Annotated in this window: 26 protein-coding genes and 1 tRNA gene; 9 read left to right on the top strand and 18 right to left on the bottom strand. The window is 67.8% G+C overall.

Going from position 1 to position 25,081, the window contains the following annotated elements; genetic code table 11:
- Positions 1 to 184 precede the first annotated feature (184 nt).
- A complete protein-coding gene (locus ACQP1K_RS07960) occupies positions 185 to 2,236 on the bottom strand; it encodes a cellulose binding domain-containing protein (protein WP_433500229.1) in 2,052 nt (683 codons plus the stop codon).
- Positions 2,237 to 2,624: 388 nt separating this feature from the next.
- Here ACQP1K_RS07960 and ACQP1K_RS07955 point away from each other — a divergent pair, with 388 nt between their 5' ends.
- Positions 2,625 to 3,605 carry an AraC family transcriptional regulator gene (locus ACQP1K_RS07955; protein WP_433500228.1) on the top strand — a complete coding sequence of 327 codons (981 nt, stop codon included), beginning with the start codon at positions 2,625 to 2,627 and terminating at the stop codon, positions 3,603 to 3,605.
- 53 nt (positions 3,606 to 3,658) lie between these two features.
- Here the strand turns inward: ACQP1K_RS07955 and ACQP1K_RS07950 are convergent, their stop codons facing one another.
- Positions 3,659 to 4,126: a hypothetical protein gene (locus tag ACQP1K_RS07950; protein WP_433500227.1), complete on the bottom strand. Its 468-nt coding sequence runs from the start codon at positions 4,124 to 4,126 to the stop codon at positions 3,659 to 3,661.
- A gap of 264 nt (positions 4,127 to 4,390) precedes the next feature.
- Between ACQP1K_RS07950 and ACQP1K_RS07945 the strand changes: the two genes are divergently transcribed.
- Positions 4,391 to 5,941, top strand: a complete 1,551-nt coding sequence (locus ACQP1K_RS07945) for a flavin-containing monooxygenase (RefSeq protein WP_433500226.1) — start codon at positions 4,391 to 4,393, stop codon at positions 5,939 to 5,941.
- 101 nt (positions 5,942 to 6,042) lie between these two features.
- A complete protein-coding gene (locus tag ACQP1K_RS07940; protein ID WP_433500225.1) occupies positions 6,043 to 7,002 on the top strand; it encodes a quinone oxidoreductase family protein in 960 nt (319 codons plus the stop codon).
- 30 nt (positions 7,003 to 7,032) lie between these two features.
- On the opposite strand, the gene ACQP1K_RS07935 is transcribed toward ACQP1K_RS07940, so the two are convergent.
- From ACQP1K_RS07935 to ACQP1K_RS07925, 3 genes are read right to left on the bottom strand one after another with little or no spacing between them, the layout of a single operon-like run.
- Positions 7,033 to 7,407 carry a thiol-disulfide oxidoreductase DCC family protein gene (locus ACQP1K_RS07935; RefSeq protein ID WP_433500224.1) on the bottom strand — a complete coding sequence of 125 codons (375 nt, stop codon included), beginning with the start codon at positions 7,405 to 7,407 and terminating at the stop codon, positions 7,033 to 7,035.
- Positions 7,408 to 7,449: 42 nt separating this feature from the next.
- Positions 7,450 to 8,445, bottom strand: coding sequence for a cobalamin biosynthesis protein (locus ACQP1K_RS07930; RefSeq protein WP_433500223.1), 996 nt, complete (start codon positions 8,443 to 8,445; stop codon positions 7,450 to 7,452).
- Between the two features lie 45 nt (positions 8,446 to 8,490).
- Positions 8,491 to 9,321 carry a phosphotransferase gene (locus ACQP1K_RS07925; RefSeq protein WP_433500222.1) on the bottom strand — a complete coding sequence of 277 codons (831 nt, stop codon included), beginning with the start codon at positions 9,319 to 9,321 and terminating at the stop codon, positions 8,491 to 8,493.
- A gap of 299 nt (positions 9,322 to 9,620) precedes the next feature.
- Here ACQP1K_RS07925 and ACQP1K_RS07920 point away from each other — a divergent pair, with 299 nt between their 5' ends.
- Positions 9,621 to 10,526 carry a PaaX family transcriptional regulator gene (locus ACQP1K_RS07920; protein ID WP_433500221.1) on the top strand — a complete coding sequence of 302 codons (906 nt, stop codon included), beginning with the start codon at positions 9,621 to 9,623 and terminating at the stop codon, positions 10,524 to 10,526.
- 363 nt (positions 10,527 to 10,889) lie between these two features.
- Here ACQP1K_RS07920 and ACQP1K_RS07915 read toward each other — a convergent pair whose 3' ends face one another.
- Positions 10,890 to 11,093, bottom strand: coding sequence for a hypothetical protein (locus ACQP1K_RS07915; RefSeq protein ID WP_433500220.1), 204 nt, complete (start codon positions 11,091 to 11,093; stop codon positions 10,890 to 10,892).
- On the opposite strand from ACQP1K_RS07915, the gene ACQP1K_RS07910 reads away from it, so the two are divergent.
- On the top strand, positions 11,074 to 12,321 hold the full coding sequence (locus tag ACQP1K_RS07910) for a cellulose binding domain-containing protein (RefSeq protein ID WP_433500219.1): 1,248 nt from the start codon (positions 11,074 to 11,076) through the stop codon (positions 12,319 to 12,321). The two genes, ACQP1K_RS07915 and ACQP1K_RS07910, sit on opposite strands and share 20 nt — an antisense overlap.
- Positions 12,322 to 12,679: 358 nt before the next feature.
- A tRNA-Arg gene (locus ACQP1K_RS07905) sits at positions 12,680 to 12,753 on the top strand.
- A 252-nt stretch (positions 12,754 to 13,005) separates the two neighbouring features.
- Here ACQP1K_RS07905 and ACQP1K_RS07900 read toward each other — a convergent pair.
- From ACQP1K_RS07900 to ACQP1K_RS07850, 11 genes are all read right to left on the bottom strand, one after another.
- The gene (locus tag ACQP1K_RS07900; protein ID WP_433500218.1) at positions 13,006 to 13,707 is read right to left on the bottom strand and encodes a tyrosine-type recombinase/integrase; all 702 of its coding nucleotides are present in this window, start codon (positions 13,705 to 13,707) and stop codon (positions 13,006 to 13,008) included.
- On the bottom strand, positions 13,676 to 14,389 hold the full coding sequence (locus tag ACQP1K_RS07895; protein ID WP_433500217.1) for a hypothetical protein: 714 nt from the start codon (positions 14,387 to 14,389) through the stop codon (positions 13,676 to 13,678). Before ACQP1K_RS07895 ends, ACQP1K_RS07900 begins: the two co-directional genes overlap by 32 nt.
- Positions 14,386 to 14,577, bottom strand: a complete 192-nt coding sequence (locus ACQP1K_RS07890) for a helix-turn-helix transcriptional regulator (RefSeq protein WP_433500216.1) — start codon at positions 14,575 to 14,577, stop codon at positions 14,386 to 14,388. The genes ACQP1K_RS07895 and ACQP1K_RS07890 overlap by 4 nt, the downstream gene beginning before the upstream one ends.
- Positions 14,574 to 16,193 (bottom strand): replication initiator, encoded by a 1,620-nt coding sequence (locus ACQP1K_RS07885; RefSeq protein ID WP_433500215.1) that lies wholly within the window; start codon positions 16,191 to 16,193, stop codon positions 14,574 to 14,576. The genes ACQP1K_RS07890 and ACQP1K_RS07885 overlap by 4 nt, the downstream gene beginning before the upstream one ends.
- Complete coding sequence (locus tag ACQP1K_RS07880; RefSeq protein ID WP_433500214.1) at positions 16,190 to 16,462, bottom strand: hypothetical protein; 273 nt, start codon at positions 16,460 to 16,462, stop codon at positions 16,190 to 16,192. The genes ACQP1K_RS07885 and ACQP1K_RS07880 overlap by 4 nt, the downstream gene beginning before the upstream one ends.
- Positions 16,463 to 16,464: 2 nt before the next feature.
- Positions 16,465 to 17,955: an FtsK/SpoIIIE domain-containing protein gene (locus ACQP1K_RS07875; protein WP_433500213.1), complete on the bottom strand. Its 1,491-nt coding sequence runs from the start codon at positions 17,953 to 17,955 to the stop codon at positions 16,465 to 16,467.
- 86 nt (positions 17,956 to 18,041) lie between these two features.
- Entirely contained in the window at positions 18,042 to 18,368 is a 327-nt protein-coding gene (locus tag ACQP1K_RS07870) for a hypothetical protein (RefSeq protein WP_433500212.1), read from the bottom strand.
- Entirely contained in the window at positions 18,368 to 18,790 is a 423-nt protein-coding gene (locus ACQP1K_RS07865) for a plasmid replication, integration and excision activator (RefSeq protein WP_433500211.1), read from the bottom strand. The genes ACQP1K_RS07870 and ACQP1K_RS07865 overlap by 1 nt, the downstream gene beginning before the upstream one ends.
- Positions 18,791 to 18,915: 125 nt before the next feature.
- Entirely contained in the window at positions 18,916 to 19,632 is a 717-nt protein-coding gene (locus ACQP1K_RS07860; RefSeq protein WP_433500210.1) for a GntR family transcriptional regulator, read from the bottom strand.
- Between the two features lie 98 nt (positions 19,633 to 19,730).
- Entirely contained in the window at positions 19,731 to 20,069 is a 339-nt protein-coding gene (locus ACQP1K_RS07855) for a hypothetical protein (protein ID WP_433500209.1), read from the bottom strand.
- Positions 20,066 to 20,476 carry a hypothetical protein gene (locus ACQP1K_RS07850; protein ID WP_433500208.1) on the bottom strand — a complete coding sequence of 137 codons (411 nt, stop codon included), beginning with the start codon at positions 20,474 to 20,476 and terminating at the stop codon, positions 20,066 to 20,068. The genes ACQP1K_RS07855 and ACQP1K_RS07850 overlap by 4 nt, the downstream gene beginning before the upstream one ends.
- Before the next feature lie 124 nt (positions 20,477 to 20,600).
- On the opposite strand from ACQP1K_RS07850, the gene ACQP1K_RS07845 reads away from it, so the two are divergent.
- A complete protein-coding gene (locus ACQP1K_RS07845; protein WP_433501686.1) occupies positions 20,601 to 20,792 on the top strand; it encodes a hypothetical protein in 192 nt (63 codons plus the stop codon).
- Entirely contained in the window at positions 20,765 to 21,922 is a 1,158-nt protein-coding gene (locus tag ACQP1K_RS07840) for a helix-turn-helix domain-containing protein (protein ID WP_433501513.1), read from the top strand. Before ACQP1K_RS07845 ends, ACQP1K_RS07840 begins: the two co-directional genes overlap by 28 nt.
- Here the strand turns inward: ACQP1K_RS07840 and ACQP1K_RS07835 are convergent.
- Positions 21,903 to 22,463 (bottom strand): NUDIX hydrolase, encoded by a 561-nt coding sequence (locus ACQP1K_RS07835; RefSeq protein ID WP_433500207.1) that lies wholly within the window; start codon positions 22,461 to 22,463, stop codon positions 21,903 to 21,905. The two genes, ACQP1K_RS07840 and ACQP1K_RS07835, sit on opposite strands and share 20 nt — an antisense overlap.
- A 245-nt stretch (positions 22,464 to 22,708) precedes the next feature.
- Between ACQP1K_RS07835 and hsdR the strand changes: the two genes are divergently transcribed.
- Entirely contained in the window at positions 22,709 to 25,069 is a 2,361-nt protein-coding gene (gene hsdR / locus ACQP1K_RS07830) for an EcoAI/FtnUII family type I restriction enzme subunit R (RefSeq protein ID WP_433500206.1), read from the top strand.
- Positions 25,070 to 25,081 lie beyond the last annotated feature (12 nt).

The raw sequence follows: 25,081 nt of genomic DNA, 5'->3' as shown, positions 1-25,081 counted from the left end.
TCACGCATTTTGTCATGTTTGGGTGTTTTTGTACCGTTCCAGCCAGGACAGTACGGACGGAACATCCACGCCCCCGCGGCACGGCGGACCCACCGGTGGGGCACCTCGGCGCAGCACGAAACCGGCCCGGAGCCGCTCCGCGAAGGGAACTGCCCCGGGCCGGGATGTGGACGCCGGACGACGGCTAGAGCGTCGTGCAGACGGTGCCGTTGAGGGTGAAGACGGTGGGAAGCACGTTCGGGCCGCTGTAGTTGCCGACGAAGCCGATCGACGTCGACGCCCCGGTGTCCAGCTTGCCGTTACCGGAGTCGTTGACGGCCTTGACGTCCGAGCCGTTCTCCGTCCAGACGGCGCTCCAGCCGCTGCCCAGGCTCTGCCACGGCCGGGGCCAGCTGAAGTGGAGGGTCCAGCCGTCGATCGGCGCGCCGTCGTTGGTGATGTCGATGCCGCCGACGTAGCCGTTGCCCCAGTCGTTCTGGTCGGTGAACCGGACCGTGCAGGCGCTGGAGGCGGGTGTGCCGGTCGTGAACGTCAGCGGCGGGGAGGCCCACGAGACGGCGCCGCCGGCGTCCCGCGCGATCACGTTGACCGTGTAGCGCGTGCCCGGCCTGAGGTTGCCGACGGTCAGAGACTCGCCGGCGGTCTCACCGAGCTGCTCGCTGGTCGCACCGTTCTGGCGGTGGACCTCGTACTTGACGATCGGACGGGCGCCGGCGGTGGCGGCCGGCCAGGAGATCGTGGCGGCCTGGTCCGTCACGTTCGAGGCGGTCGGCTGACCCGGCGCGCCCGGCAGCCCCGTCTGGGCGGCGGCGGGACGCAGGACGATCGTGGTCAGCGACAGCGGCGGCAGCGTCTGGCTGCTCGCGCTCCCCGTGTCCGAGCTGGTGATGGCGGTGGCGCCGTTGGTGTGGCTCAGCACGGTGGGCGCTCCGGCGGCCGGGCTGAAACCGGAGTAGTCGATGTCGACGGGGTAGGACGTGCCGGACGACGTATTGATCAGCATGACGGCGAGAGAGCCGTCGGGACGGCGTACGGCGTGCGCGGCGACCTCGGCCTGGTCGGTGGCGGCCCGGATGAACTGGTCGCCGGGGCGGGCGAACCTGCTCACCATCTGCAGCGCGTAGTAGGGCGCGAAGGGCGTGTTGAACGCCGGCTCGCAGACGCTGCCGTCAGAGGTGCACGAGCCGCTGGACAGCAGGCCGAAGTCGCCGTAGTCGGTGTGGCCCTCGACCTCCTTGACGGGGCCGATGCCGTTGTGGACGTTCCACCAGTCGACCGTGAACACCCCGTTGGCCAGCAGGGTCGCGTAGGAGTCGGCGGCGGCCAGCGCACCCGGCTGGGTGTTCGTGCCGGCGCTGTTGCTGCCGGTGTTGAACTCGGTCATCGCGATGCCGATCCGGTCCGACCCGGCCCCGGCGTACTCGGCGATCTGCCGGCGGGTGAGCTGGATCATGTCGGGGATGTGGGCGGTCCTGTCCAGCGCGCCCGGGTACCAGTGCAGGATCACGAAGTCGATCTTCGGCCCGGCGGTCGACAGGACGACCTTGTTCCAGGTTCCCTCGTCTCCCTCGCCGACCAGCCCGTCGGGCCAGTTGGCGGGGGTGGTCAGCACCGCGCCGATCTTGATGGTCGGGTCGACCGCCTTCATCGCGTCGGAGTAGGCGACGACGTGGCGTGCGTACTCGGCCGGGCTCTTGTCGGCGTGGTCGTCGGCCTCCCAGGCGGAGCCGTAATGGCCGTTGCCGTAGTTCTCGTTGCCGATCTCCCAGTACTTGATCCCGTACCCCTTGGTGACGTTCGCATAGCGGACCCAGTCCGCGGCCTCCTCGGCCGTACCGGTCCCGTAGTTGGCCGTCACCATGGCCTGCGCTCCGGTTCGGCTCGCACCCGCCATGAACGTGTCGAAGTCGGTGTCCGGCGCGACGTAGCCGCCGGGGGCGGTGTGGTCGGCCCAGTGGTAGATGTCGGAGTAGGAGCCGCCGGGATAGCGCAGCAGCTTCACTCCCGCGTCCTTGAGCCGGTCGGCGGTGTCGTCGCTGCCCAGCCGGCTGTCCCAGATCGCGTGGTTGGTGCCGATGCCGGTCTCGGGAACGGTGGAGAGCGCGGCGCGCGCGTTGACGGTCACCGCGACGGGAGCGACCTCGCCGTCGCCGTCGTCCGCGTACGCCGTTGGAGCGTTCAGGGTGGCCGCCGCCAGCACAACGGCCGACGCGACTCTCAACAGGTTTCTAGGCACGGCACACCTCGCCATGGATAGCGGCATTGGTTCGGCGCCCCCTCCTGACCAGGCGGCATCAAGATCTTGATGGCGGGGTGCCACGGCCGTCAATGCGCCGTGAAACGTTCATTCCGTACGGCTCGGCCCGGCGATCGCGCCGCTCCCCTCGGCCGGCGAAAAGGCGGTCGGCTTGGCCGAAACTTGGAATTCTCACGGCGTGGCGCTGGGAATCGAATGAACGCCTTTGGGGCACAGCGGCATCATGGACAACAGGGGATTCCACACGGTCGGCGTCGGCTTAACGGCTCCGTCTATCATGCGAATTCGAACCACGTCCGGAGTGAATCAACGGCCGCCCCCGGGATGCGATGCCATCCGGGCCGCGCGACCCTCGAAGGAGGTGGACGTGGCCGCTCGAACACTCCCGCTCGCCCGCTATGAGCGGTTCCATACGCACGAAGTCGACGACGCCCGCACGCTGGTCACGGGCACCCTTCCCGCCTTCGGTCTGCACTTGGCCGAGCGCGGGGCCCGGCTCGACGCCCGCATGAACGCGATGGACCTCGACCGGATCGGCCTGTGCGCCCTCGATTACGGAGCAGAGGTGTTGATCACCCCGAACCCGTGGGAGAGCTGCTTCCTCGTCATGATCCCGCTGTCCGGGACCGCGGAGGTGTCACACGGCCAGGAGCGGATCGTCTCCACCACCGATGTCGCCTCCGTGCTGTCGCCGACCGAGCGGCTGACCCTGCGGTGGGCGGCCGGGACTCCGCAGCTCATCACGCGATTCGACCGCGCCGCCCTCGAATCCCACCTCAGCCGGATGATCGGCCGTGAGGTGCGCAAGCCGCTCGACTTCTCCCTGGGCATGGATCTGCGCCGGCCCGCCTGCCGGTCCTGGATGTCGGTCGTCGGCCTGCTGCGACAGGAGGTGGAGTCGGACGGCGCCATGCTGAGCCAGCCGCTGGCCGTCAGCCAGCTGGAGGGGCTGCTGATGACCCAGCTGCTGCTGGCCCAGCCGAGCAACTACACCACCACCCTGCTCGGGGAACAGCCGCGGGTCGCGCCGCGCGCCGTGAAACGTGCAATGGAGCTGATCGAGGGGCACGCGGCCGAGCCGCTCACGGTGGAGGACATCGCCGAGGCCGTGGGCGTGGGCGTGCGGGCACTGCAGGAGGGATTCCGCCGCCACCTGGAGACCACGCCGATGGCCTACCTGCGGGACGTGCGCCTGGACCGGGTGCGCGCCGAGCTGGCCGCCGGCGCCCCGGGCACCACGACCGTCACCGACGTCGCCTTCCGCTGGGGATTCGTCCACCTCGGCCGGTTCTCCCTCACCTACCGGCGACGCTTCGGCGAGACCCCCTCGGAGACGCTGCGCGACTGACCACGCGCCACCGCTCATGCGCCACTGGTCATGCGCGACCGACCCGCCGACGATCAGAAGGCCGGCAGTTCCACCCAGCGGGTGATAACGCCGGAACGGCTGTCGGTGCCGTGGCGAACGGCCAGTGCCTTGATCACGGCGCTGCCGCAGCCGAACACGTCACGCCGGGGTACGACGCCCGGCCACACGGGCGCCGGAACCCTCTCGGTCTCGGCGACCTCGACGCGGACCACGGTGCGTACGCCGTCACGGCGCAGGCGGAGCCGCAGCTCGGCCGGCGGCAGGCCGTTCATGACGGTGTCGGTGACCAGGTCCGAGATCACCAGCACAGCCTCCCTGACGGCTTCGGCGGGCATCCCCCAGGTCGCGAGCACGCCATGCGTACGACGGCGCACGACGCCGACGCCCTCGGGGAAGTGCGGCAGTTCGCAGGTGTACATGTTCTTGGACGACGGTGCCGTGCTGACGGCGGCCGAGCCGTCAATGGTCGGGCAGTTCATCATGCTGTGCTCCTCGGTCACCGGCGGGAGACACCTCGTTTTTCCCGCCGTGACCCCTCCCGAGTACAGGGATTCACGCGTACGGAAAGACTCGTCTGTATTGGAGCGTACGAGGCGGTGTCACGGCCCGCTATCCGCGAGGCGAGGGACGCTATCCGGATAACGAACACATCGGAGAACGCCCCCTCCCCTCCCCCGGGCCCGGCTCACCCCGCTGCTGCGGCGGGTCTCATCCGTGAGACGCTCGCGTCGCATGGGACGACTTCGCGACGGAAAATCAGGGACATGAACGACGTGGGTCACGAGACCGGGCCGCGACACGACGACGCCCGGCACTTCGACGTGGTCATCGTGGGCGCGGGCCTCTCCGGGATCGGTGCGGCGTACCGTCTGCAGACCGAGTGCCCGGGGAAGACGTACGCGATCCTCGAGGCCCGCGAGTCGATCGGCGGCACGTGGGACCTGTTCCGGTACCCGGGGGTCCGTTCCGACTCCGACATGTTCACCCTCGGGTACCGGTTCAAGCCCTGGCATGGGACGAAGGCGCTGGCCGACGGCGAGACGATCCTGACCTACATCCGCGAGACGGCGGCGGAGTTCGGCATCGAGCGGAAGATCCGTTTTTCCAGCAGAATGGTCGGCGCCGACTTCGACACCGCCACCGCCACGTGGACTCTGACCGTCGAGCGGCGCGACGCCGAGGGGGTCTCGCGGCACACGATCACCTGCGGCTTCCTCTACTCGTGCACCGGCTACTACGACTACGACCGGGGATACGAGCCCGGGTTCCGCGGCGTGGAGGACTTCGCCGGGACCGTCGCGCATCCGCAGTTCTGGCCGCCTGACCTCGATCACACCGGAAAGCGGGTGATCGTCATCGGTTCCGGCGCCACCGCGGTGACGATCGTCCCGGCCATGGCGGAGCCGGCCGCCCACGTCACCATGCTGCAGCGCACCCCCACCTGGATCGCCTCGCTGCCCGGACGGGACGGATTCGCCGACTGGTGCCGCAGAAGGCTGCCTCAGCGGCTCGCCCATCGGCTCGTCCGTACGAAGAACATCGCCTTCGGCACCGCCTCCTACCAGTGGTGCCGCCGCTTTCCCGGGGCGGCACGGAGGCTCCTGACCGGACGGGCGGTGCGGGCCCTCGGCGACCGGCGCCTGGTGGCCGACCACTTCACGCCGCCGTACGACGTCTGGGACCAGCGTGTGTGCGCCGTTCCCGACGGCGACCTGTTCCGGGCGGTGCGGTCGGGCCGCGTCGAGGTGGTCACCGACCGCGTCGATCGCTTCGTCCCCGAGGGGATCCGCCTGGAATCGGGACGCGTGCTCGAGGCCGACGTCATCGTGACCGCGACCGGGCTGCGGCTGCAGGCCTTCGGCGGCGTGGCGCCGACAGTCGACGGGGTCGAGGTGGCGCTGCCCGAGCAGTTCGTGTGGCGTGGCGCGATGCTGACGGGAATTCCGAACCTCGCGCTCTGCATCGGATACACCAACGCGTCGTGGACGCTGCGCGCCGACCTGACCTCGCGTCTGGTCTGCAGAGTGCTCAGGTGGATGGACCGGCACGATTACGCCGCGGTCGTGCCGCACCCCGACCGTGAACTCGAAGAGCGCCCGCTGCTCGACCTGTCCTCGGGCTACATACGGCGCTCCGCCGGCGACTTCCCGCGGCAGGGGCCGCGCGCGCCCTGGCGGATGCGGCAGAACTACGCGCTCGACGCCGCGACCACGATGCGTGCCGACCTGCGCCGTGGCCTCCGCCCCACCCCGCGCGCCGCCGTACGTGCCCCTGCCGGGACCCGTTCCGCAGACGCCTTCTCCGGGGAGATCTGAGGAGGAGTTCTCCGGGGAGGCGGGGAACAACGCGTGAGGGCGGTGGGTTTGGGGACTGGCAGGAAGAGAACGCCGCAGACACCGCAGACAGGAGTCGCACCATGCGTGCCATCGTCGTCAACACCCCTGGCGGATCCGCCGCGCTGGAGCCGGCCGAGCTCCCCGACCCCGTGCCCGGACCGGGCGAGGTGCTGGTGGACGTGGCGGCGAGCGGGGTGAACTTCATCGACGTCTACCACCGTGAGGGCCGCTATCCGCTGCCGGCGCCGTTCGTCCCCGGCTCCGAGGGGGCCGGCACCGTAGCGGCCGTGGGCGAGGGCGTCACCGACGTCGTCGTCGGCGACCGCGTCGGCTGGGCCCAGGTGCTCGGCTCGTACGCCACCAAGACCGTGATCCCGGCCGAGAAGGCGATCGTGCTGCCGGCCGGGCTGTCGCCGGACCTCGCGGCCGCCGTACTGCTCCAGGGCCTCACCGCGCACTACCTCACCCACTCGACCTACGCCATTCGCCAGGGCGACCACGTGCTCGTCCACGCCGCCGCCGGCGGCATGGGGCTGCTGCTCACACAGATCGCGAAGCTGCGCGGGGCCCGGGTGATCGGTACGGTCTCCACCGCGGAGAAGGAGAAGCTCGCCAGGCAGGCCGGCGCCGACGAGGTGATCGGCTACGAGAACTTCGCCGACGAGGTGAAGAAGATCACCGGCGCGGGCGCCGACGTGGTCTACGACGGGGTCGGCGCCGCCACCTTCGACGGCTCGCTCGCGTCGCTGCGCCCGCGCGGCATGCTCGCGTTGTACGGCGGGGCCAGCGGGGCCGTGCCGCCGTTCGACCCGCAGCGGCTGAACGCCGCCGGCTCGGTCTTCCTGGCCAGGCCCTCGCTCACCCACTACATCGCCGACCGAGACGAGCTGCTGTGGCGGGCGGGCGACGTGCTCGGCTGGGTGGCGTCGGGAGCGCTCAAGGTGCACGTCTCGCAGCGCTACCCGCTGGCCGAGGCACGGCGCGCGCACGACGACCTGGAGGCCAGGCGCACCACCGGCAAGCTGCTGCTCATCCCCTGATCTTCGTGGGCGCCCTGATCTTCGCGGATGTCAGTGCGGCGAGAGGGTGTGACGGCCGGGGAGGTGACGGCGGTAGCGGGACACCATCCGGTAACCCGCCTCGGCCGCCCAGCTCAGCGGCGGGGCGAGCATGAGCCTGCCGGCCGTACGCCACCTCGTCAGCGGCTGCAGGGCCAGGATCAGCGCGACCGCCCGCGCGCCGTGGGCGCGCAATCCGTCCGGGCCGATGAGCTGTACGGACGCGGCCGCCTGCTCACGGGTGAGCCCGAACCCCGCGAGGTCGACGAACTGCCAGGCGCGCACAGCGGGCATGTACGGCAGCAGCCTCCGCCCGGTGTTCACGCACAGCTGGCAGAAACCGCATTCCCCGTCGAACAGCAGCAGGACCTGATTGGAACTGCCCACGATGTCGAATCTATCAATCCGCCCGTAGCCCGTCCTCGTCGCTCATCGTCGTCCGCGGCCCCGGGCGAACAGGCTCGCCGCCCCCAGCGTGCCCGCCGCCAGGGCGACCGCCGCGACCGACACCGCGCGGGCGAGCCGCACCGAGCGGCGGATGTCCGCCACGCCCGGCGGCGGGCCGTCGCCGAGCTCGGGGCGGTGCTCCACCCTGCCGCCGTAGTCGTTCACGCCGCCGAGCCGTACGCCGAGTGCGCCGGCGAAGGCGGCCTCGCACCGGCCGGAGTTGGGGCTCGGATGGCGGTGGCCGTCGCGGCGGAGCACGGCGGCGGCCCGGCGCCGGGAGCCCGGCACCGTGCCACCCCCCGCGACGCCGGCCAGCGCCACGGTCAGCAGGCCGGTCAGCCGGGCCGGCAGGAAGTTGGCGGCGTCGTCGAGCCGGGCCGACGCCCACCCGAACCTCGCGTAGCGCGGCGACCGGTGGCCGACCATGGCGTCGAGCGTGTTGATCGCCCGGTAGGCCAGCAGGCCGGGCACGCCGAAGACCGTGCCCCACAGCAGCGGGGCGACGACCGCGTCGGAGGTGTTCTCCGCGATCGACTCGATGGTCGCGCGGGCGATCTCCGCGGTGTCCAGCTTCGACGGGTCACGGCCGCACAGGTGCGGCAGCCGCTCGCGGGCGGCGCGCAGATCTCCCGCCTCCAGCGCGGTGGACAGGCGGACGCCCTCTCTCGCGAGGGTCGTGCCGCCGAGCACGGCCCAGGTCGCGGCGGCCGTCACGGCCGTACGGGCGGCCGGGCTCGACCGGGTCAGCCGCTCGGCGGCCAGTCCGACGCCCGCGGCGGCGCCGACGCACACGGTGGTGAAGGCGACCCCGCAGGCACGAGAGTCGCGATATATCCGCTTTTCTAGGGCGGCGACGCGGCCGCCGAAGACGGCGACGGGATGGCCGCACCGGGGATCTCCCACCACCATGTCGATCACGGCGCCGAGTGCGATGCCCGCCGCCGTCGTCCTGCTTCCGGCCACGACTTCTCTGATCACGGCCGCAATTGTCCCCCACGCCGGCCGACGCACCGGCCGGGGGCTTCACACGAGGTGGGCGCGCAGCGCCTCCTCGTTGGCGTCGAGCCAGTCGGCCGCCCGCCTGATCCGCTCGCCCGCGCCGCTGGACCACATCCGGGCCCAGCCGCCGCCGAGCGTCTGCGCCTTCCTCCGCATGTGGCCGTACGACCGGTCGAACCGGACGCGGGCCAGCTCCGGCAGGCGCAGCCGGTCGCGCCGGGCCAGGCCGTACGTGTCGCAGAACAGCCGCAGCCGCGCCCCCACGTGCGCCTCGCGCAGCAGCGGATCGCGGTCGATCGGGTCGTCGATGGGCGCCCAGTGCCGCAGCGTGGTGAGCACGTCGAACAGCCGGGTCGTCGGCCGGGCCATATCGAAGTCGATCAGCGCGTACGGCACGGGCCGTACGGACATCCCCGGCGCGGCCCGCGGCTCGCGGAACACGACGTTGTCCGGGGTGACGTCGCAGTGGCCGATCAGCTCCGGCGCGTCGTCGGGGGCCGAGCCGATCTCCCAGAGCGCGCCCGGCGGCGGGGTGAACGACGCGGCCGCGTCGTGGAAGCACCGCAGCAGCCGGGCGAGCTCGACGAGGGTCTCGTCGGTGGCCGCGTAGTCGGGCAGCGGGCGCATCGGCACCCGGCCCTCGACGAACGTGAGGATCTCCCTGCCGAGGTCGTCGATGCCCAGCACCCGGGGAGCGCCGTCGAATCCGGCCGCCTCCAGGTGCCTCAGCAGCGCGTGCACCGACGGCGACGACGCCCGCATCGGCCTCCGGACGGTGTCCCCCACCCGTACGACTCCCTCGGTGACGTCGCCCCCGTGCAGGGGAATCTCCTGAGGATCCGTACGCGTGGACATGGCGATGCAGCTTAGTGAGCCGAATCACGTTCGGATGGCGGCTTCCACCGGTTTTGGCAGATCCTCACGCCGCTTTTGCGCGGAGTTCGTGCCGTTCTGCCAGCGAACCAGGCCCGAAGGAACCGCCCGGCACCGTCACCGTCCGGGGCCGGACCACCGCGGGCGAGGATGCGTATATTCGGTATCGGTCGCGCTGTGCCCCCGGCAGCGCCGTGCCACGCATCGCAACGTGAGGCAAGCCGATGACTGACGCGAGTGTCCATGCACCTCTACCTCCGGACGACGTCAAAGCCCCACGGATGCAGATCGGCCCCAACCCGCAGCACCTGCTGACGACCCTGCTCGGTGAATACCTCGAGTCCTCGGATGCCGATCTTCCCTCGGCGGCGGTGGTCGCGATACTCGGAGAGTTCGACATCAGCGAGTCCAGCGCGCGTGCCGCGTTGTCCCGGCTGACCAAGCGCGGCCTGATCGCCGTACGGGGATCAGGACGGCCGCCCGTGTACCACCTCACGCCTCAGGCGATCACCAGGCATCGCTCCCGGATGGATCATTTCCTCGGCTTCGGCGCACACCCGCCGCGATGGACCGGCGACTGGGTGACCGTCTCCTTCTCCATCCCCCAGCCCGGCCAGGCCCCTCGGCACGCGGTCCGCAGGGCTCTGGGGACGCTGGGTTTCGCGCGGCTGTACGACAGCGTGTGGATCCGGCCCGGATCCGACACCGGTCCGGTGGCTCAGGCGCTGCACGACATTCTGGACGAGGTCGACGGTGGTCGATGGTCGGTGATGCACACCCGGTTCGACGATGAGGCCGGCCCGCACGGTCCGACCGCCGCCTACGATCTGGCCGGCCTCGCCTCTGCCTACGAGGCTTTCATCACACAGTACGCGGACCTGCGGACGGCCGTACGCAACGGGGAGGTCGACGCGCCCCGGGCGTTGGTGGCCCGGACCTCCATCATGGATTCCTGGCGTAGGTTCCCGGACATCGATCCGAATCTTCCCGAGCATCTCCTGCCGGCGCCGTGGCCACGCCAGGCGGCCAGGGATCTCATGCTGGAGGTCCATACCGCCCTCGGCCCGCTCGCCGAAGCGCGGCTCATCGAGGTCGCGACGCCGTATTGGCCGGACGCCGCGTCCTGGATCACCCACTTCTACGCGTCGGAGAACTCCCTTTCGATCCCGGCCGGCGGGAACGGCTAAAAGAAACTTTCACGCGATCGAACGACAGCCCGGCCGCCGGGGCGCGTGTCACGACCTCCGCGGCTCATAACGCGATCGCCGCGGCGCTTCAGCCTCGCGACCGGCGGCGCTCGCCGATATCCCACCGGAGCGTCAGGCCGGCCGGGCATTGTGACCTGCGCCGGAGCGGCCCGCGCCGAGCTCCACGCCGGGCGGGGAACCTGCGCGCCATCCCCGAAGGTCCGGGATCGTCCGGACCGCGCCCGGCTCAGAATGCGTCAGGCGCGTATCCAATCTACGCATGCACCACTTAACGGAACGAGCATGGTTGCTTGACACTTTTCATAACCACAGTGATATTAACTACACACTGCTCTCATCGGCTCATTCCGCCTGATATGAGCGCAACTCGCAGTCGATGGTTCGCCATACCGATTTCCGGATTCGGTCGGCGCCGACCGGCCTGACTGCGGTGGGAGTGGTTGCCCGTTCGTTGTCGGCTTCGTCGGCGTGCGCCGCGCTGCCGCGCCCGACAGAGAGCGCCATCGTGACACCTTCGGAAGGCGAAATGAGAAAACGCTCGATCATCAGCGCGATTCTGGCGGCCGCGGTCGCCCCGATGTGCGCCGGGATAGTGGCGCTCACCACGACGCCGGCCGCTGCGGCGGTCGGCGGCTCCGGCCCCTATCCGGCTGATTACGAGACCTCCACCGGCCTGCCCAATCACACCATCTACCGGCCCGGAACCCTCCCGTCCGAGAAGCTTCCCATTTTCGTATGGGGCAACGGAGGCTGCTCCGCCAACGGAACCTCGCAGCTGAACTTCCTCCGCGAGATCGCCTCGCACGGGTTCCTGGTCATCGCGAACGGCAGCCCGAACGGCTCCGGCTCGACGACGTCCCAGATGCTCACCCAGTCCATCGACTGGGCGGTCGCGGAGAACAGCCGCCAGGGCAGCAAATACCTCGGCAAACTCGACACCAGCAAGATCGCCGTCGGAGGCTTCTCCTGCGGAGGGCTGGAGGCCTACGCCGTCTCCAACGACTCACGCATCACCACGACCACCATCTTCAGCAGCGGGCTGTTGAACGACGCCGACGACTACCAGCTCTACCGGTTGACGAAGCCGATCGCCTACTTCATCGGCGGGCCCAGTGACATCGCCTATCCGAACGCCATCGACGACTGGGGCAAGCTGCCGGCGGGGCTGCCCGCGTTCATGGGCAATCTGGACGTCGGGCACGGCGGCACCTACAGCCAGACGAACGGCGGCGAGTTCGGCCGCGTCGCGGTGCTGTACCTCAAGTGGCGGCTGAAGGGCGACACGACGGCCGGCACCAACTTCGTCGGCGCCAACTGCGGTCTGTGCAACACCCAGTGGCGGGTCCAGCAGAAGAACCTCACGCTCGACGGACCGTCTCCGTCTCCCTCCCCGTCTCCCAGCCCCTCCCCGTCCCCCTCCCCGTCGCCCTCTCCGTCTCCGTCCCCGTCTCCCAGCCCCTCCCCCAGCAACGGCGGGACCCAGGGCTGCTCGGCGACCTACTCGGTGCAGAGCCAGTGGAACGAGGGGTTCGTCGCCGCCATCGACGTCACCGCGGGCAGCGCCGCGATCAACGGCTGGAAACTCACCCTCACCCTGCCCGCCGGAGCGGCGGTCGCCTCCATGTGGAACGGCGTCAATTCCGGCACCAGCGGCACCGTGACCGTCACCAACATGAGCTACAACGGGCAGTTGCCGGCCGGGCAGAGCACCAGCCTCGGCTTCCAGGGCACCGGAAGCGGCGCCGGAGCAACCGTCACCTGCACCGCCGTCTGAGCGCGACCCGCCCTCAACAGGGCACCGCAGCGGCGGGCCGGGATCGAGTCCCGGCCCGCCGCGCTGTCGGAAGGCAGTGGTCAGGCAGGGCCCGGTGGACACTCGGTGCTGACTGTGTTCGTCTCGGTGCGGAGGCCAGGACCTGCGAAAACGCGACCGGCGTCATCCTCTCGCCGGTGACCGTACGCAGCCCCGGGGGCCCTCCGGCTCCGCTGCCGAGATGCGGCTCCACGGGGAGAAACCACGTATTCTTGCTGCTGCGGGACGCACCAGCAGGCCGGACGGCGGGGACCGCCCGCCACATATCCGGGAAACCGGTTGTGTACGCACTCCCCGGATCATGCAGAATTAGGCACGAGCGCCCTTAGCTCAGCTGGATAGAGCACCGGACTTCTAATCCGACGGTCGCAGGTTCGAATCCTGCAGGGCGCGCTCCTCCCATCAGCCGAAACCTCGGCTGACCTGGGCTTTCTCATGATCGCGCGCCGATCGCATGCGCAGCCGTACGTCACCAGATGCGATCCTGGGCGGGCACTCCCGGAATATATCCGGAATGATCTTGGCCACGTTTTCGCAGGTCAGCTCCAGGATTTCGCCGCTCTCCGGAACGATTCCGAGCCTTCCGGAACAAGCCAAAGGGCCTCGGCACGAACCGAGACCCTTCGTTCCCTTGTGCATGCGGCCTCATCCGGCCAGGGCTTCCATGATCCGTTGGTTGGCGACCTCGCGTTGGCCGTCGATGCACTTCGCGTAGACCCGGAGCATGACGTCAATGCCGTGCCCGGCCCGCTCGGCGGCTTCCGGAGCATGGACGCCCGCATTGAGCCACAAGGACACGGCCGCGTGTCGCAGGTCATACGGCCGGGCCGCCAGCGGCGAGGCCACCTGATCAGGGGTGAACGCGTAGGACCGAGCCTCTTTCCAGATCATCGCGTACGCCGAGCCGGAGATCACGCCGCCCGTCTTCGTACGGAACAGCCGGCCATCGGCGGCCACGCCGTACCGGGCGATGTGATCGCGGAGGATGGCCACCAGTTCCGGCGGGATCGGCACCGGCCGCGTGACCTTCTCGTCCCGGTGCTTGAGCCCGCGATCATCGTGGGTCTCCCCCGAGTCGGTGAACCGCTTGTTGCTCTGTGGCTTGGTCTTTTCCAAGGTGAGTAGGCCCCAGCCGGTTTCGGGAAGGTGGCAGTCCTTCTCCCGGAGGCCGGCGGCCTCAGCCGGACGCAGTCCGCCGAAGTACATGCAGGCGAACATGGCGGCCAGCATCGGCCCGCGCGTCCGGCCGCAGTAGGTGACCGCCGTCAGCAGTTCGCGCGCCTGGGCGGGATTCACCACCGCGCGCCGATCGATCTCATCCGCGGACTTCGTACGGCGGAGCTTCACCCGGTCGAGCGGATTTGCCGAAAGCTCTTCCAGCTCGACCGCGTAGTCCAGGGGCGTGATGGAACACGGCCCGCTTGCGCCGGTAGGTCGAGGCCGCAGCCGCCTTGCCGTCGAGGAGGAGTGCGAGGGCTTCCAAAGCGGCCCGCGTATGCTTCGCGTCCTCCAACGCGGTCAGGGGCAGTGAAGCCGCTTCGAGCCAGCGCAGCGCGGCCGCGATCTCCGGCGCGGGAGCAGGGCGACGGTCGGCCGGGACGAAGGCGAACTCTCGCAGTGCGCGCCGAAGGGTCTCGTCATCCGGTCGGCCCGGCCGGTCGGTGGTGAGCACGGGCGTGACGTTGGACAGCGCGTCCGTCATGCCCTCACGACTCTTCGCCGCCGCGTGAGGCCAGCGCGTTTCGACGTAGGCGACGGCGAAGGCGTACCACGTGCGCGCGTTCTTCGCCTTCAGCATGGATTCCGGAAGGCCGGTCTCCAGGTCGAAGGCTTCCCCGCGCTTGGCCGCCTGCCGCAGATCCGAGAGGTAGCTCTCAGCCAGGCCCTTGGTGCGGAACGTCGAGGACTTCTCCCGCGTGCCGACGGTCCACCGCACGGTGTGCGACACGACCCGCTTGGGCTTACCCGGCCCCTGGGCTGCCTTGTTCGCGCGGATCTCCCAGAACTTCACGTTGTAGCTCGGGTTCACGCGGCCTCCCGCAGGCTCTCAAGCCAGGCGGTGAACTCGCTGCGGTAGATGCGGATCTCGCCGTTGGGGAGCTTGAAGCCCTCGGGGGCCTTGCCGATCTCGCGCCAGCGGTAGAAGGTCCGGCGGGAGACGCCGCCGAGTTCGGCGAGGATCTGCGCCACGGTGAGGATCTCGTCTTTCCTGGTCATGCCGCCCTCCCTTCAGTTGCCGAAAAATCTTGTCCCTCTGCTTCGGCTCTCAGCCGGTCCATGTGATCGCGCCAGCGCTGCCGTTCGTGGACCGAGCGCAACAGCCGTACGCCGATCGGATCGAGGTCGGCGTCCGTGGGCTTGACCGGCCGCCAGAGGTAGCGGTGCGGGTCGGCTGGCTCGCCGTTGGGCAGGCCGAGGGCTTCCAGGACCCAGGTGCGCCGGTCCCGCTTGTGCTCGCTCAAGGTCTTGTTGGACCACTTCCGCGAGACCAGGACGCGCCGGCCCGCGTAGCCGACGTGTTCGGGCTTGTGCGCCTTGCCCTTGCACCGGCCCGGAGCCATCCCCGCCTTGGCGCCCTTGGGCTGGATGCCGTACCGCAGCCAGTTTGGGCACGTCGGCGAACACGGCTCGAACCGCAACGCATCGAGCAGCCGTTGCGCGTGTGCCTTCTGGGCGCCGTTGTCGGTGTCGAGGCCGTCGCCGATGCTCTTGGTCAGGTACTTGGCGAGATAGCGGATGCACTGGTCGGCATCCGGCGACCCCGCAAGCACACCTTGAACGTCGAGCTGTTCGCCGAAGCGGAGCACGTGCAGGGGTTCGGCGTCCTCGTCGGCCTCGAGCTGGTCGAGCGCCTGATCCCAGGTGGGCAGGACCTCCCCTGTGGTCGGGTCGAGGTAGCCGATCTCATCGGCCCACACCGGCAGGTGGTCGCCCTCGAAGACGACCCGATCGACGGGCGGCCACCACACTTGGTGATAGGTCGCCGCGACGATCTGCCGCAGTTCCGCCCGTGGCAGGGTGCCGCGCACCGCCATGTGGAGATGCGGGGCGAGCCGCTTTTGCGGTTCGACGGTGGCGAAGTACTGCACGTCATAGCCCGCCACGCGGCGGAGGTTCTGGACGAAGCGGTCCATAAGCTTGGAGAAGTGCAGCGCGTCACGGGCCGCCCGCGCGTAGTCGTACGTCGAGGGATCGACCGGCCCACCGTCACGGACCTTGCCGTAGGACGGGAGTGTGAGCGTGAGGAACATCGACGGGCGGAAGGTCTTGCCGTCCTTCGTGGTGAAGGTCCGCCCGAGCGTCGTGGCGCTCATCTGCCGCTTGGGCAGATCCGGCGCATCCTGCCGCCGCCGGGTCGACCGGGAGCGCTTTCCCGAGGTCCGGCCCAGGACGTTGCCGCGCATGCCCGCGGTGTTGATCTCTTCGTCCAGGTCGGCGAGGGCGGCGTCCAGGTCGCTGGTGTCGTCGCCGGCCTTTTCGGCTTGGTCGCGCCAGACCTGGGCGTCGGCCCGCAGTTCGACGAGGTGACGCTGATAGTCGTCGGCCTCATCGGGGGTGTTGACCGGCTCGGCCTCCAGGTGCCAGCCCTCCCGGCACTGCGCCATCCGGAGTTGCCGGTTCCGCTTGGCGCACGGCGGGCACTTGCTCTCCAGCGTGGCCCCGCACGGCACATCGACGATCTCGACCTGTCCGGTAACGAGGTCCATGCGCTTGAGCGGAACCGGACGGATGCACACGCCGTACCGCTTGGCGATCTCTTCGACGACGTCCCTGGCGAGCGGCATCGCCATCCGCACCGCCCGAGGCGTCGCCCGGTCGTTCGGGTGGGTCACCAGCCACCCCCGCACGAGCCGACCAGGTCAACGGCGTTGAGGGTGTCGAGGCTGTCGACGGCCCCGAGCGAGCCGAGGACGCCGAGACTGTCGGCCGACTCGACGGTGTCGAGGAGGTCGGCCAGGCCGGGGCCGTCGACCAGGACGCGGGCCTTGTGGCCGCATTCGGCGCACTCGACGATGCCGCGCAGAGCGTCGAGCCAGAGCGCGTCCAGGGTGCCGCAGCCGGGGCAGTGCAGGCCGTCGAGGATGTGAGCGAGGCTGGTCATGGTCAGGCCGCCTCGCTTCCGTACTCGTAGCCGTCGAGCGCGCCGCCGCAGCCGTGCCCGGTGTCCGTGCCGTCCGTGCTCGCTGAGCCGTAGCGCTGGACCATGTCGCGGATGTCGGCGTCGGAGACGTACGCGGCCCGCACCCGCACCGGATCGGGCGAGATCTCCAGGCGGAGGTAGCCGACCCCGGCCCTGCGCTCAGGAACGGGTGAGATGTGGTCGGCCAGCGCGCCCCGGTCCCGCGCGCCGTCGCCGAGGACCATGTCCACCTGCTCGGACTCGTCGAGCCGGAGAGCGATCTTGTCGGGGAACAGGTTGCGGATGTTCATGACCTCCTTGCGGGGGTCCTGAAGCGCGGCCATGATCCCGACGCCCACGGCCCGCCCCTGCGTCGTGAGCGTGGCCAGGGCCGCCGTGATGTGCTGGCGAAGGTGCTTGTCCGGTTGGTAGGCGGTCAGGAACGCCACCTCATCGACGATCACGAGGATGAACGGGTCATCCACGGTTGGTGTGTGAGAGCGCTGGAGGCCGGCGAAGCGGTCGGCCCGCTCCTGCATCACCGAGACCGCTTCGTCGAGCAGGTCGGCGCATTCGGCCGGATCAGCCGCGTACCGGGAGCCGAAGAGCGAGCGCCCGAAGGACAGCTCCATCCGCTTCGGGTCGAGCGCCCAGACCTGGACCAGGCCCGCGCGGATCGCGGGGAGCAGGCCGCGGACGGTGCCCCACAGATAGGAATCCTTGCCCGCACCCGTCGCGCCCGCGATCAGGACGTGGGTGCCGTGGACCTTCAGCCGCAGGGGATGCCCGTCCTTGCACCGGCCGATCTCGACCGGCCCCACATCCGGGTCATCGGGAACGGGGACGGCGGGCAGCGGCACGGCCAGCGGGTCACGCCGGGGGAAGGTCAGCACCAGCCGCCCCGCCCGCGCGACCGCGACCCGGCAGGAAGGGGCGCCGAACCCGTGGGCCAGGTGCTCGGCACGGTCGGCCCAGTCTTTGACCGCCTGTCCGGCCAGCATCTTCACGCTGACGCGGTCGGCCCACTCGTCACAGGTGACCCGGCGGAGGTGGGGCAGGTAGTCCCGGCCCCGCAGGTGGCGGCCGAGGCCGGAGATAATCATGACCGGCTGCCAGAGCCGCCGATAGACGAAGACCAGCCGCCACCAGGCGAGCAGCCGCCAGCCGACCAGGCGCAGGAACGAGTCCCGCTCCAGCAGGAACCACGACAGCCCCATCGCCAGAACGAACCCGGCCACGACGAGCGCCATAGTCCGGCCGTACAGAGTCCAGATCACCCCGAGCCCGACCGGGACGGCGACGGCGACGGGGTGACGGACGACGAGGCGGATCAGGCCCGCGATCAGCCGGAAGAGCCAGATCACAAGCGTGACGATGGCCGGGGTCTTGACGACGGCCGGACGGAACACGACCGCCGTGTCCGGGGTGGTGGAGACGAGGTTGCGTGCCTCGTCTCCGGGCAGTTTCTTGAACATTAGACTCAAGTCCTCTTCTGATGTGGTGTTGGAAGAGATCTCGGGGGCCGCTGGAATGCCCGTTCCAGCGGCCCCGCCTTGTGTGGTCAGGCCGCCGTCTGGTCACCGGGAGGGATGGCCGGGCCGGGGCCGCGGGAGTGCTGGTGGTGCAGGCGTTCGCAGTCGGCCAGGTAGGACGCGGCGGCGTTGAAGAGTTGCCGGGCGATCTCCAGGTCGGTGGAGGTGACCGCGCCGGCCCCGGTGGTCGAGATCGACACGTCGGCGGTCTTGCTGCTGATGTCGAGGTAGGGCCGCCCGGATTCGAGGACACCGGCGGTGACGCGGAGGCCGGGGGTGTAGAAGGAGACGCCGACGCGGGAGGCCCCGTCGGAGTCGATCGACACCGTGACGTAGGTGTACGGGTCCCGGCGCATCAGGCCGCCGCCTCCTTACCTGCCGAGCCCGAGCCGGTGGTCTTGGCCGACTGCGGACGTGGTGCCCGCATCACCCGCGCCGAGATCGAGTAGGCCAGGCGGCCGGTGGCCTGCTGCACGTACGGCTTGACCTCCAGCCCCTCGAACTCCACCGGCGCGATCGGCAGGCCCGGCAGCGACGGCGGGACGACCGGCGCAACCTCGGCGAGGATCTTCACGGTCACCGTCTTCTGCGCGGCCTTCAGCGAGGGGTCGGCGTCCATCACAGGCACCTGCCACACCGGCAGCCCGGTGAGCTTGTCCTTGGCCTGCGTGTCCCGCTTGGCGTCAAAGTCTTTGGCGGCCTGCACCTCGCCCACGACGTAGCAGCCGTGCGGGAACAGCAGCGCGAAACTGATCGGAATGGGCCCCTGAAGAGCCATGACGAGTCTCCCTTCTTCCAGGACGAGAGGCCATCCGCTCGTCCACTTGTCCGATTGAGTTGATATTAAGCCTTCCCCACTCGTCCGCACAAGTAACTAAGCGGGATTCGAGCGGGGAAAGGTCGTCAGTTCACCGGGTACACGTCTTCAAGCTCGTGCAGCTCACCGGGCAGGGCCAAGCTCAGCGCGAGGAGCACCGAACCGGCCGCGTCGTGCACGGTGGCCAGCACGCCGAGCACGGGAGAAGTCGAGCCGAGGAGGTCGGCCTCCTCCTTGGTCGGCTTGCGAGCGGCCAGGCGTTCGGTGACGTGATCGAACCGCAGATGCTTGACCGCCTGGAGATGCTGGCGCACGCCATGCCGCAGCGGATCGGGCTTGTGCAGGTCGGTGCCGAGAGTGACCTCCAGCGGGAACCAGAAGGTCTCCACCGCCGAGGCTCGCTCCCCTTGTCGGGCCAGCCGTTGACGGGCGATCACAGGGGTCCGCTCATCGACGCCGAGCAGGTGGGCGATGTGGCGGGGCGCCGGCACCTTGGCCACGCTCACGATCGACTCGGCGGTCTCGCCGTGTTCGACCGCGTTCAGGCCGGGCCGTACCCGGTCGGTGGGGGTTTCGGGTCTGCCTTTGACGAAGGAGCCGCGGCCGTGTTCGCGTTCGATCCAGCCTTGCATGGCGAGGGTCTGCAATGCCCGGACCACGGTGGTACGGCCCACGCCGAACTCGCGGACGAGTTGCGTCTCTGAGGGCAACATGGTGCCCGGTGCGTACTCCCCGTCCCGGATACGCTGCTGGATCGCCGTCATCACCTGGGCGTACTTCGGAGGGGCGAAGTCCATGCTCATGCCAACCGCCCAATCACTTTTCCACTTGTCTGCATGAGTACAGTACCGACTGAGCCGGAGCCTGTCAGGAGGTCAGCGCCCGAGGAAGGCCCAGGGGGTTATCGCACCTGGCCGGACAGCAACGCCGCCCACACCTGACGGGCCTCGGTCATCGTCCAGGCGTGGGACTGGGAGACCTCCGGCTTGACCGGGTCGCCGCTCATCCGGCGGATGAAGGCCATCCCCCCGCCCGAGCACAGCTCATACCAGGTCTCGCGATGCTCGCTGCACGTCCAGGCCAGCACCCGGAACCGGGCGAACCGCTGGGAGCCATGCCACAACAGCGGCTTGGCCTCGTCCATCAGGGGCGGCAGGTGCGGCGCCAGACACGGCCCGTCCGGGTCGGGGACCTGGCTGGGGTTCTGGCCGGTGTCCGGGGCGGGGGTCTGGGTGGTCACTGGGCCGTCCTTTCGAACCGGACCTGTCCGGCGGCGTCGAGGGTCGCCCGGAAGATGACCTTCCGGGACCAGTCGTCGGGGAGCGCGCCGAACTCGTACACGCGGTGGATGATCCGGCCGTAAGGCTGGGTTTCGGGGTTCAACCGGCGCAGCGTCTTGCGCAACTCGTCCATGCAGGTGGCCTGCCCCACACTGGTCCCGCACGGCCCGAGCTGCGGAGCGCCGTTGATGAGGCTGTAGACCTCCCACTCGTACATCTCGGCCGGCAACTGGCCGCCGTCGCAGTACAGGCAGTCCTCACGGGAGGAGGTGGCCAGCCCGAGCACGGCGGCCGCGACCTGCCCACGCCGGGTGACGATCTTCCAGCCGCGCCCGTCGCACGCGGTGCACTTCACTGCTGGTGTCATGCCGCAGAGAATGCACAGGGGGAAACTTCCGCTCCTATTCCACTTGGATATATCACCGAGGGATATAGAGTTCCCAGCAACAGCCGACACGCGCCACCAGCCCGGGAAACGACCGGAGGCCGGAATGCACGGGAACGCTTTCGAACCGATCCAGATCCCCGCATGGGTGTGGGACCGCGACGAAAGCCGCGAAAGGCTCAAAAATCGCGACGTGGCGGGACTGTTCAACCTCGCGGTCAAGTACGCCGGAGCCCTGGCCAACCGCCGCCACGCTCAAGACCCCGGACGCTGCCTCGCCACCCTCGGCATCACGTAGTCAAACCGGACAAAACGCGAGAACGCCGGAGCCCTGGGGCCAGCCAGACCCGGATCAGCACGGCAACCGGCATCTCCCAGGGCCGCATCAGCGAACTCATGCGCGGCCAGCGCCAGGTCAGCGACCTTGAGGTGTTCGAGCGCGTCGCCACCGGCCTGGGCCTGCCCGACCACGCCCGCATGCTGCTCGGCCTGGCCCCGCTCGACATCACCTCACCGAGCACTGACGGCGACGACGAGCACCAGGAGCAAATAGCCGAACTGACGGCCCGAATCGAGATGGCCGCCGCCGTCGACCAGCCGATGGTGATGATCCTCACCACCGACACCAACAACCTTCGTTTGTTGGACCGCCGGCTCGGCAGCGTCGCCATCGCCGAGAAAATGCGCGCCCAAATATCCCAAATACGGCGCGCCCATCACCACGCCGTACGTCCCGGCATACGCGCCCAACTCGCCCACACACTCGCCGAGACCGAATCACTCGCCGGATGGCAGGCGATCAATACCGGCGCCCTCAACGACGCCTGGACCCACTACGAAAACGCCAAGGCCGCGGCCCGCGAAGCCGACACCCCGGCCGTCCTCGCCTACGTCTGCGCCGAGCAGGCGTACGTACTCATGGACTTGGGCCGGCCCGCTCAGGCGACCGAGCTTCTTCAGTACATCCACGCCACCCACCGCGACCAGCTCCCGGCCCGGCTGCGGACGTGGCTGTTCGCCGCCGAGGCCGAGGCCGCCGCGATCCTCGGAGACGAGGCAACCTGCCGCACTGCGCTCGACCAGGCCGCCGCGCTCCTTCCCGACGGCAACGGCGATCCGGACATGCCCTACCTGTCCATCAACGCTCACCATCTGGCCCGCTGGCGCGGCAACTGCCTGGTCCGCTTCGGCGACCCCGGCACCGTCGAGGACCTGCGCTCAGCACTGGCCGGGATGGACGGCACCTATAACCGCGCCGAAGCCGCACTGCGCTGTGACCTGGGACACGCCCTACTCGCCCTCGGGGAGGCGCAAGCGGCCCAGCCCCACATCCAGCGCGCGCAACAACTCGCGACCATGACCGGCTCACGCCGTCAGCGCAAGCGCATCGAGGAACTCTCCCGAGCGGTTACCCGCGCCCTACGCTGAGCCGATCCCGAGCCGCGTACAGACCGACCAGCGTTCCCGAGGTCCAGATGTCCCCCCGGGTGATCATGTCCGGAATCTCCTTCCACCGAACCCACTCGATCAGATCGGCCTCGATCTCCCCGGACGGCTCCTTGACGAACTCCGCACCCCGGGCAAGGAACAGGTTGTGCTCAGAGTCGACCATGCCCGCCATCGGCTGATAGTTGATCAGCGGCTCGATCTCCCTGACCCGATACCCGGTCTCCTCCTCCACCTCACGGGCCGCCGTCAGCATCGGATCCTCGCCGGCCTCAACCAGGCCGCCAGGCAGCTCCCAGCCCCAGCGGTCGAACAGGAACCGATGGCGCCACATCAGCAACACCCGATCCTGCTCATCCACCACCACGGCGATAGCCGCCCGGTCCAGATGCACCGCGTGATGCTCGAACCGCTCACCATCAGGGATCTCGACATCCACCATGCCCAGCCGGATCCACCGGTTGTCATAGATTAGTCGCTCACCGTGCACGATCCAGCGCGTCTGCTCGTCGTTGGTAGCCACATCGCGACGCTACCGTTTACCCCTCAGTCCGTACACCTTCCTCTTCCCTGACGGCAACGCTGAAGGACTCGAGGCATCCAGTTCGGCTGCTCCCGTGCGGCACCAGTGCGGCCGAGGCCGAAGCTACAGTGCAAAGTGTAGCTTCCAAGACAACTCCCCCTATTGGTAGAGTATGGCCTTCCGTTGCAGATAGTGACGAGATCGCACTTACCACTGGATAGGAAACCTCGCTAGGAGCGCCAGTCGTGAACGAGGCCGATACATGCCGGAAGGAAGTTGTTCCTCGCCTTGTAGCAGCTGGCTGGGACAACGAGCCGCACTCATTCACCGAGCAACGCACATTCACTGACGGCCGGATTATCCCACTTGCTTCGGGCGTCCGACGGGGGAAACCCAAGCGCGCGGACTTCATTCTAAGGTATACACGCGATTTCCCCATTGCAGTTGTGGAAGCAAAGGCAAACTACAAGACAGCCGGAGAAGGACTCCAGCAGGCGAAGGAATACGCCCTGATCTTGGGATTGATGTTCGCCTACTCCACAAATGGCAGGGAGATTATTGAGCATGATTTCACTACCGGCCGCGAAAGCAGGGTGGAACGTTATCCAGCTCCAGCTGAGCTTCTCGATAGATACTTGCGGGCGGCCCAACTAGGAAGCAGTCAGCGTTCCACAATCCTCGAACCATATAATCTTGCGGCGGGGAAAAAGCCGCGCTACTACCAGGAAGTAGCGATTAATCGCGCCATTGAAGCAATCGCCAAGGGCCAGAGGCGAATACTCCTCACCATGGCAACGGGCACAGGGAAAACGGCAACAGCCTTTCAGATCTGCTGGAAGCTCTGGAACTCCAGATGGAATAGGCACGGCGAACACCGGAGACCTCGTATCCTCTACCTGGCCGACCGTAACGTTCTGGTCGACGATCCAATGAATCGCGACTTCGCCGCGTTTGGTGATGCTGCGATTAAGATCGAAAGCGGATTAGCACCGACAAGCCGCGAAATCTACTTCGCCATCTACCAGGCGATCGCTAGGGATGAAAAACGTCCAGGACTCTATCGGCGGTACCCAACCGACTTTTTCGACCTCGTAATAGTAGATGAATGCCACCGCGGCTCGGCCAACGAAGGAAGCAGTTGGAGAGAAATACTTGAGTATTTCAAGCCGGCCGTACAGCTAGGACTGACTGCAACGCCGCTGCGGAATGATAACCGAGACACATATGCTTATTTTGGCAATCCTGTTTACAGCTACTCATTGCGCCAAGGTATCCAAGATGGCTTCCTGGCTCCCTACCGCGTGCACCGGATAATTACTACCGTAGATGCGGCTGGCTGGCGTCCGACGCAGGGTGATCTAGATCGGTACGGCCGCGAGATTCCCGATAGGGAGTACCGTACACAAGATTTTGAGCGCATCGTAGCCTTACGCTCACGCACAGACGCAATCGCTCGACACCTCGCCGACTATATGCACAGCACAGATCGAAGCGCCAAAACTATAGTCTTCTGTGTGGATCAGGAACATGCCGACGAAATGCGACGCCTTCTTAACAATCATAATGCCGATCTCGCCCTTGCTACACCCGATTACGTATGCAGGGTAACCGCCGACGAGGGAGCAATCGGCCGAGCACACTTGAGTAAATTTCAGGACGTTGAGACAAGTAGCCCGGTTATTCTTACAACATCACAGCTGCTCACAACAGGCGTTGATGCTCCAACGGTACAGAACATTGTGTTGGCACGTGTAGTAGGCTCTATCTCCGAATTCAAGCAGATCATCGGTCGCGGGACACGAGTTCGAGATGATTACGGTAAGTATTACTTCACTATACTCGACTACACTGGATCAGCTACACGCATGTTCGCTGATCCAGAGTTTGATGGCGAACCAGCCTATGTGGACGAGATTCACATAGATGATGAGGGTGAAGAGACCCGCATCGACTTGATCACCGATGACGAGGAAGTAATCGATCCTTCCGTTGATCGGCCCGTCATCTTGGATGATGCAGACCATACGACAGAGCGCCGTAAGTATTATTTCGACGGCGGGATTGTTGAAATAGCTCATCACCTTGTCTACGAGCTAGACACGCAAGGCAAGCAACTTCGGGTCGTTTCTTATTCCGACTACACGGCTAAAACCATCCGCTCGCTCTACAGCTCTAGTTTGGCTCTTCGCGAGGGTTGGGCAGACATGGCGAAACGTGCAGAAATTATCGAACGGCTTGAGGAGCGAGGCATTGACTTCGACAAGCTTGCATCTGCAGCCGGAATGCCCGAATCCGACCCTTTCGACCTTCTTTGTCACTTCGCCTTCAACGCACCACTGCGAACTCGTCGGGAACGTGCACAGCGTCTCATTAAGGAGCGAACCGGCTTCTTTGACCTCTATGGCCCATCGGCCAAGGCGGTACTGCATGAACTCCTCGACAAGTATGCTGAACATGGGATGGCACAGTTCAAGCTTCCGGATGTGTTGAAGCTCAAGCCCATCTCCGATCACGGTAACGTACGGGAAATCGCCGCATTGTTTGGCGGCGTTGATTCACTACGCCAAGCCGTGAGCAGGCTTCAAGAAGAACTCTACGCAGCATAATTGGAAGGGAAA

Source organism: Sphaerimonospora sp. CA-214678 (genome assembly GCF_050942215.1).
In the GTDB taxonomy this organism is placed as follows: domain Bacteria; phylum Actinomycetota; class Actinomycetes; order Streptosporangiales; family Streptosporangiaceae; genus Sphaerimonospora.
Note: the sequence above shows the minus strand (reverse complement) of the source record. Positions and strands in the feature narration are given on the sequence as shown.

What these genes read in the sequence shown, in the direction of transcription:
- ACQP1K_RS07890 (WP_433500216.1), bottom strand. Translation starts at nt 14,577, where the DNA reads ATGACCAGGAAAGACGAGATCCTCACCGTGGCGCAGATCCTCGCCGAA.
- ACQP1K_RS07865 (WP_433500211.1), bottom strand. Translation starts at nt 18,790, where the DNA reads ATGGCTCTTCAGGGGCCCATTCCGATCAGTTTCGCGCTGCTGTTCCCG.
- ACQP1K_RS07870 (WP_433500212.1), bottom strand. Translation starts at nt 18,368, where the DNA reads ATGCGCCGGGACCCGTACACCTACGTCACGGTGTCGATCGACTCCGAC.
- ACQP1K_RS07875 (WP_433500213.1), bottom strand. Translation starts at nt 17,955, where the DNA reads ATGTTCAAGAAACTGCCCGGAGACGAGGCACGCAACCTCGTCTCCACC.
- ACQP1K_RS07945 (WP_433500226.1), top strand. Translation starts at nt 4,391, where the DNA reads ATGAACGACGTGGGTCACGAGACCGGGCCGCGACACGACGACGCCCGG.
- ACQP1K_RS07940 (WP_433500225.1), top strand. Translation starts at nt 6,043, where the DNA reads ATGCGTGCCATCGTCGTCAACACCCCTGGCGGATCCGCCGCGCTGGAG.
- ACQP1K_RS07850 (WP_433500208.1), bottom strand. Translation starts at nt 20,476, where the DNA reads ATGACACCAGCAGTGAAGTGCACCGCGTGCGACGGGCGCGGCTGGAAG.
- ACQP1K_RS07925 (WP_433500222.1), bottom strand. Translation starts at nt 9,321, where the DNA reads ATGTCCACGCGTACGGATCCTCAGGAGATTCCCCTGCACGGGGGCGAC.
- ACQP1K_RS07915 (WP_433500220.1), bottom strand. Translation starts at nt 11,093, where the DNA reads ATGATCGAGCGTTTTCTCATTTCGCCTTCCGAAGGTGTCACGATGGCG.
- ACQP1K_RS07880 (WP_433500214.1), bottom strand. Translation starts at nt 16,462, where the DNA reads ATGACCAGCCTCGCTCACATCCTCGACGGCCTGCACTGCCCCGGCTGC.
- ACQP1K_RS07910 (WP_433500219.1), top strand. Translation starts at nt 11,074, where the DNA reads ATGAGAAAACGCTCGATCATCAGCGCGATTCTGGCGGCCGCGGTCGCC.
- ACQP1K_RS07845 (WP_433501686.1), top strand. Translation starts at nt 20,601, where the DNA reads ATGCACGGGAACGCTTTCGAACCGATCCAGATCCCCGCATGGGTGTGG.
- ACQP1K_RS07860 (WP_433500210.1), bottom strand. Translation starts at nt 19,632, where the DNA reads ATGAGCATGGACTTCGCCCCTCCGAAGTACGCCCAGGTGATGACGGCG.
- ACQP1K_RS07920 (WP_433500221.1), top strand. Translation starts at nt 9,621, where the DNA reads ATGCAGATCGGCCCCAACCCGCAGCACCTGCTGACGACCCTGCTCGGT.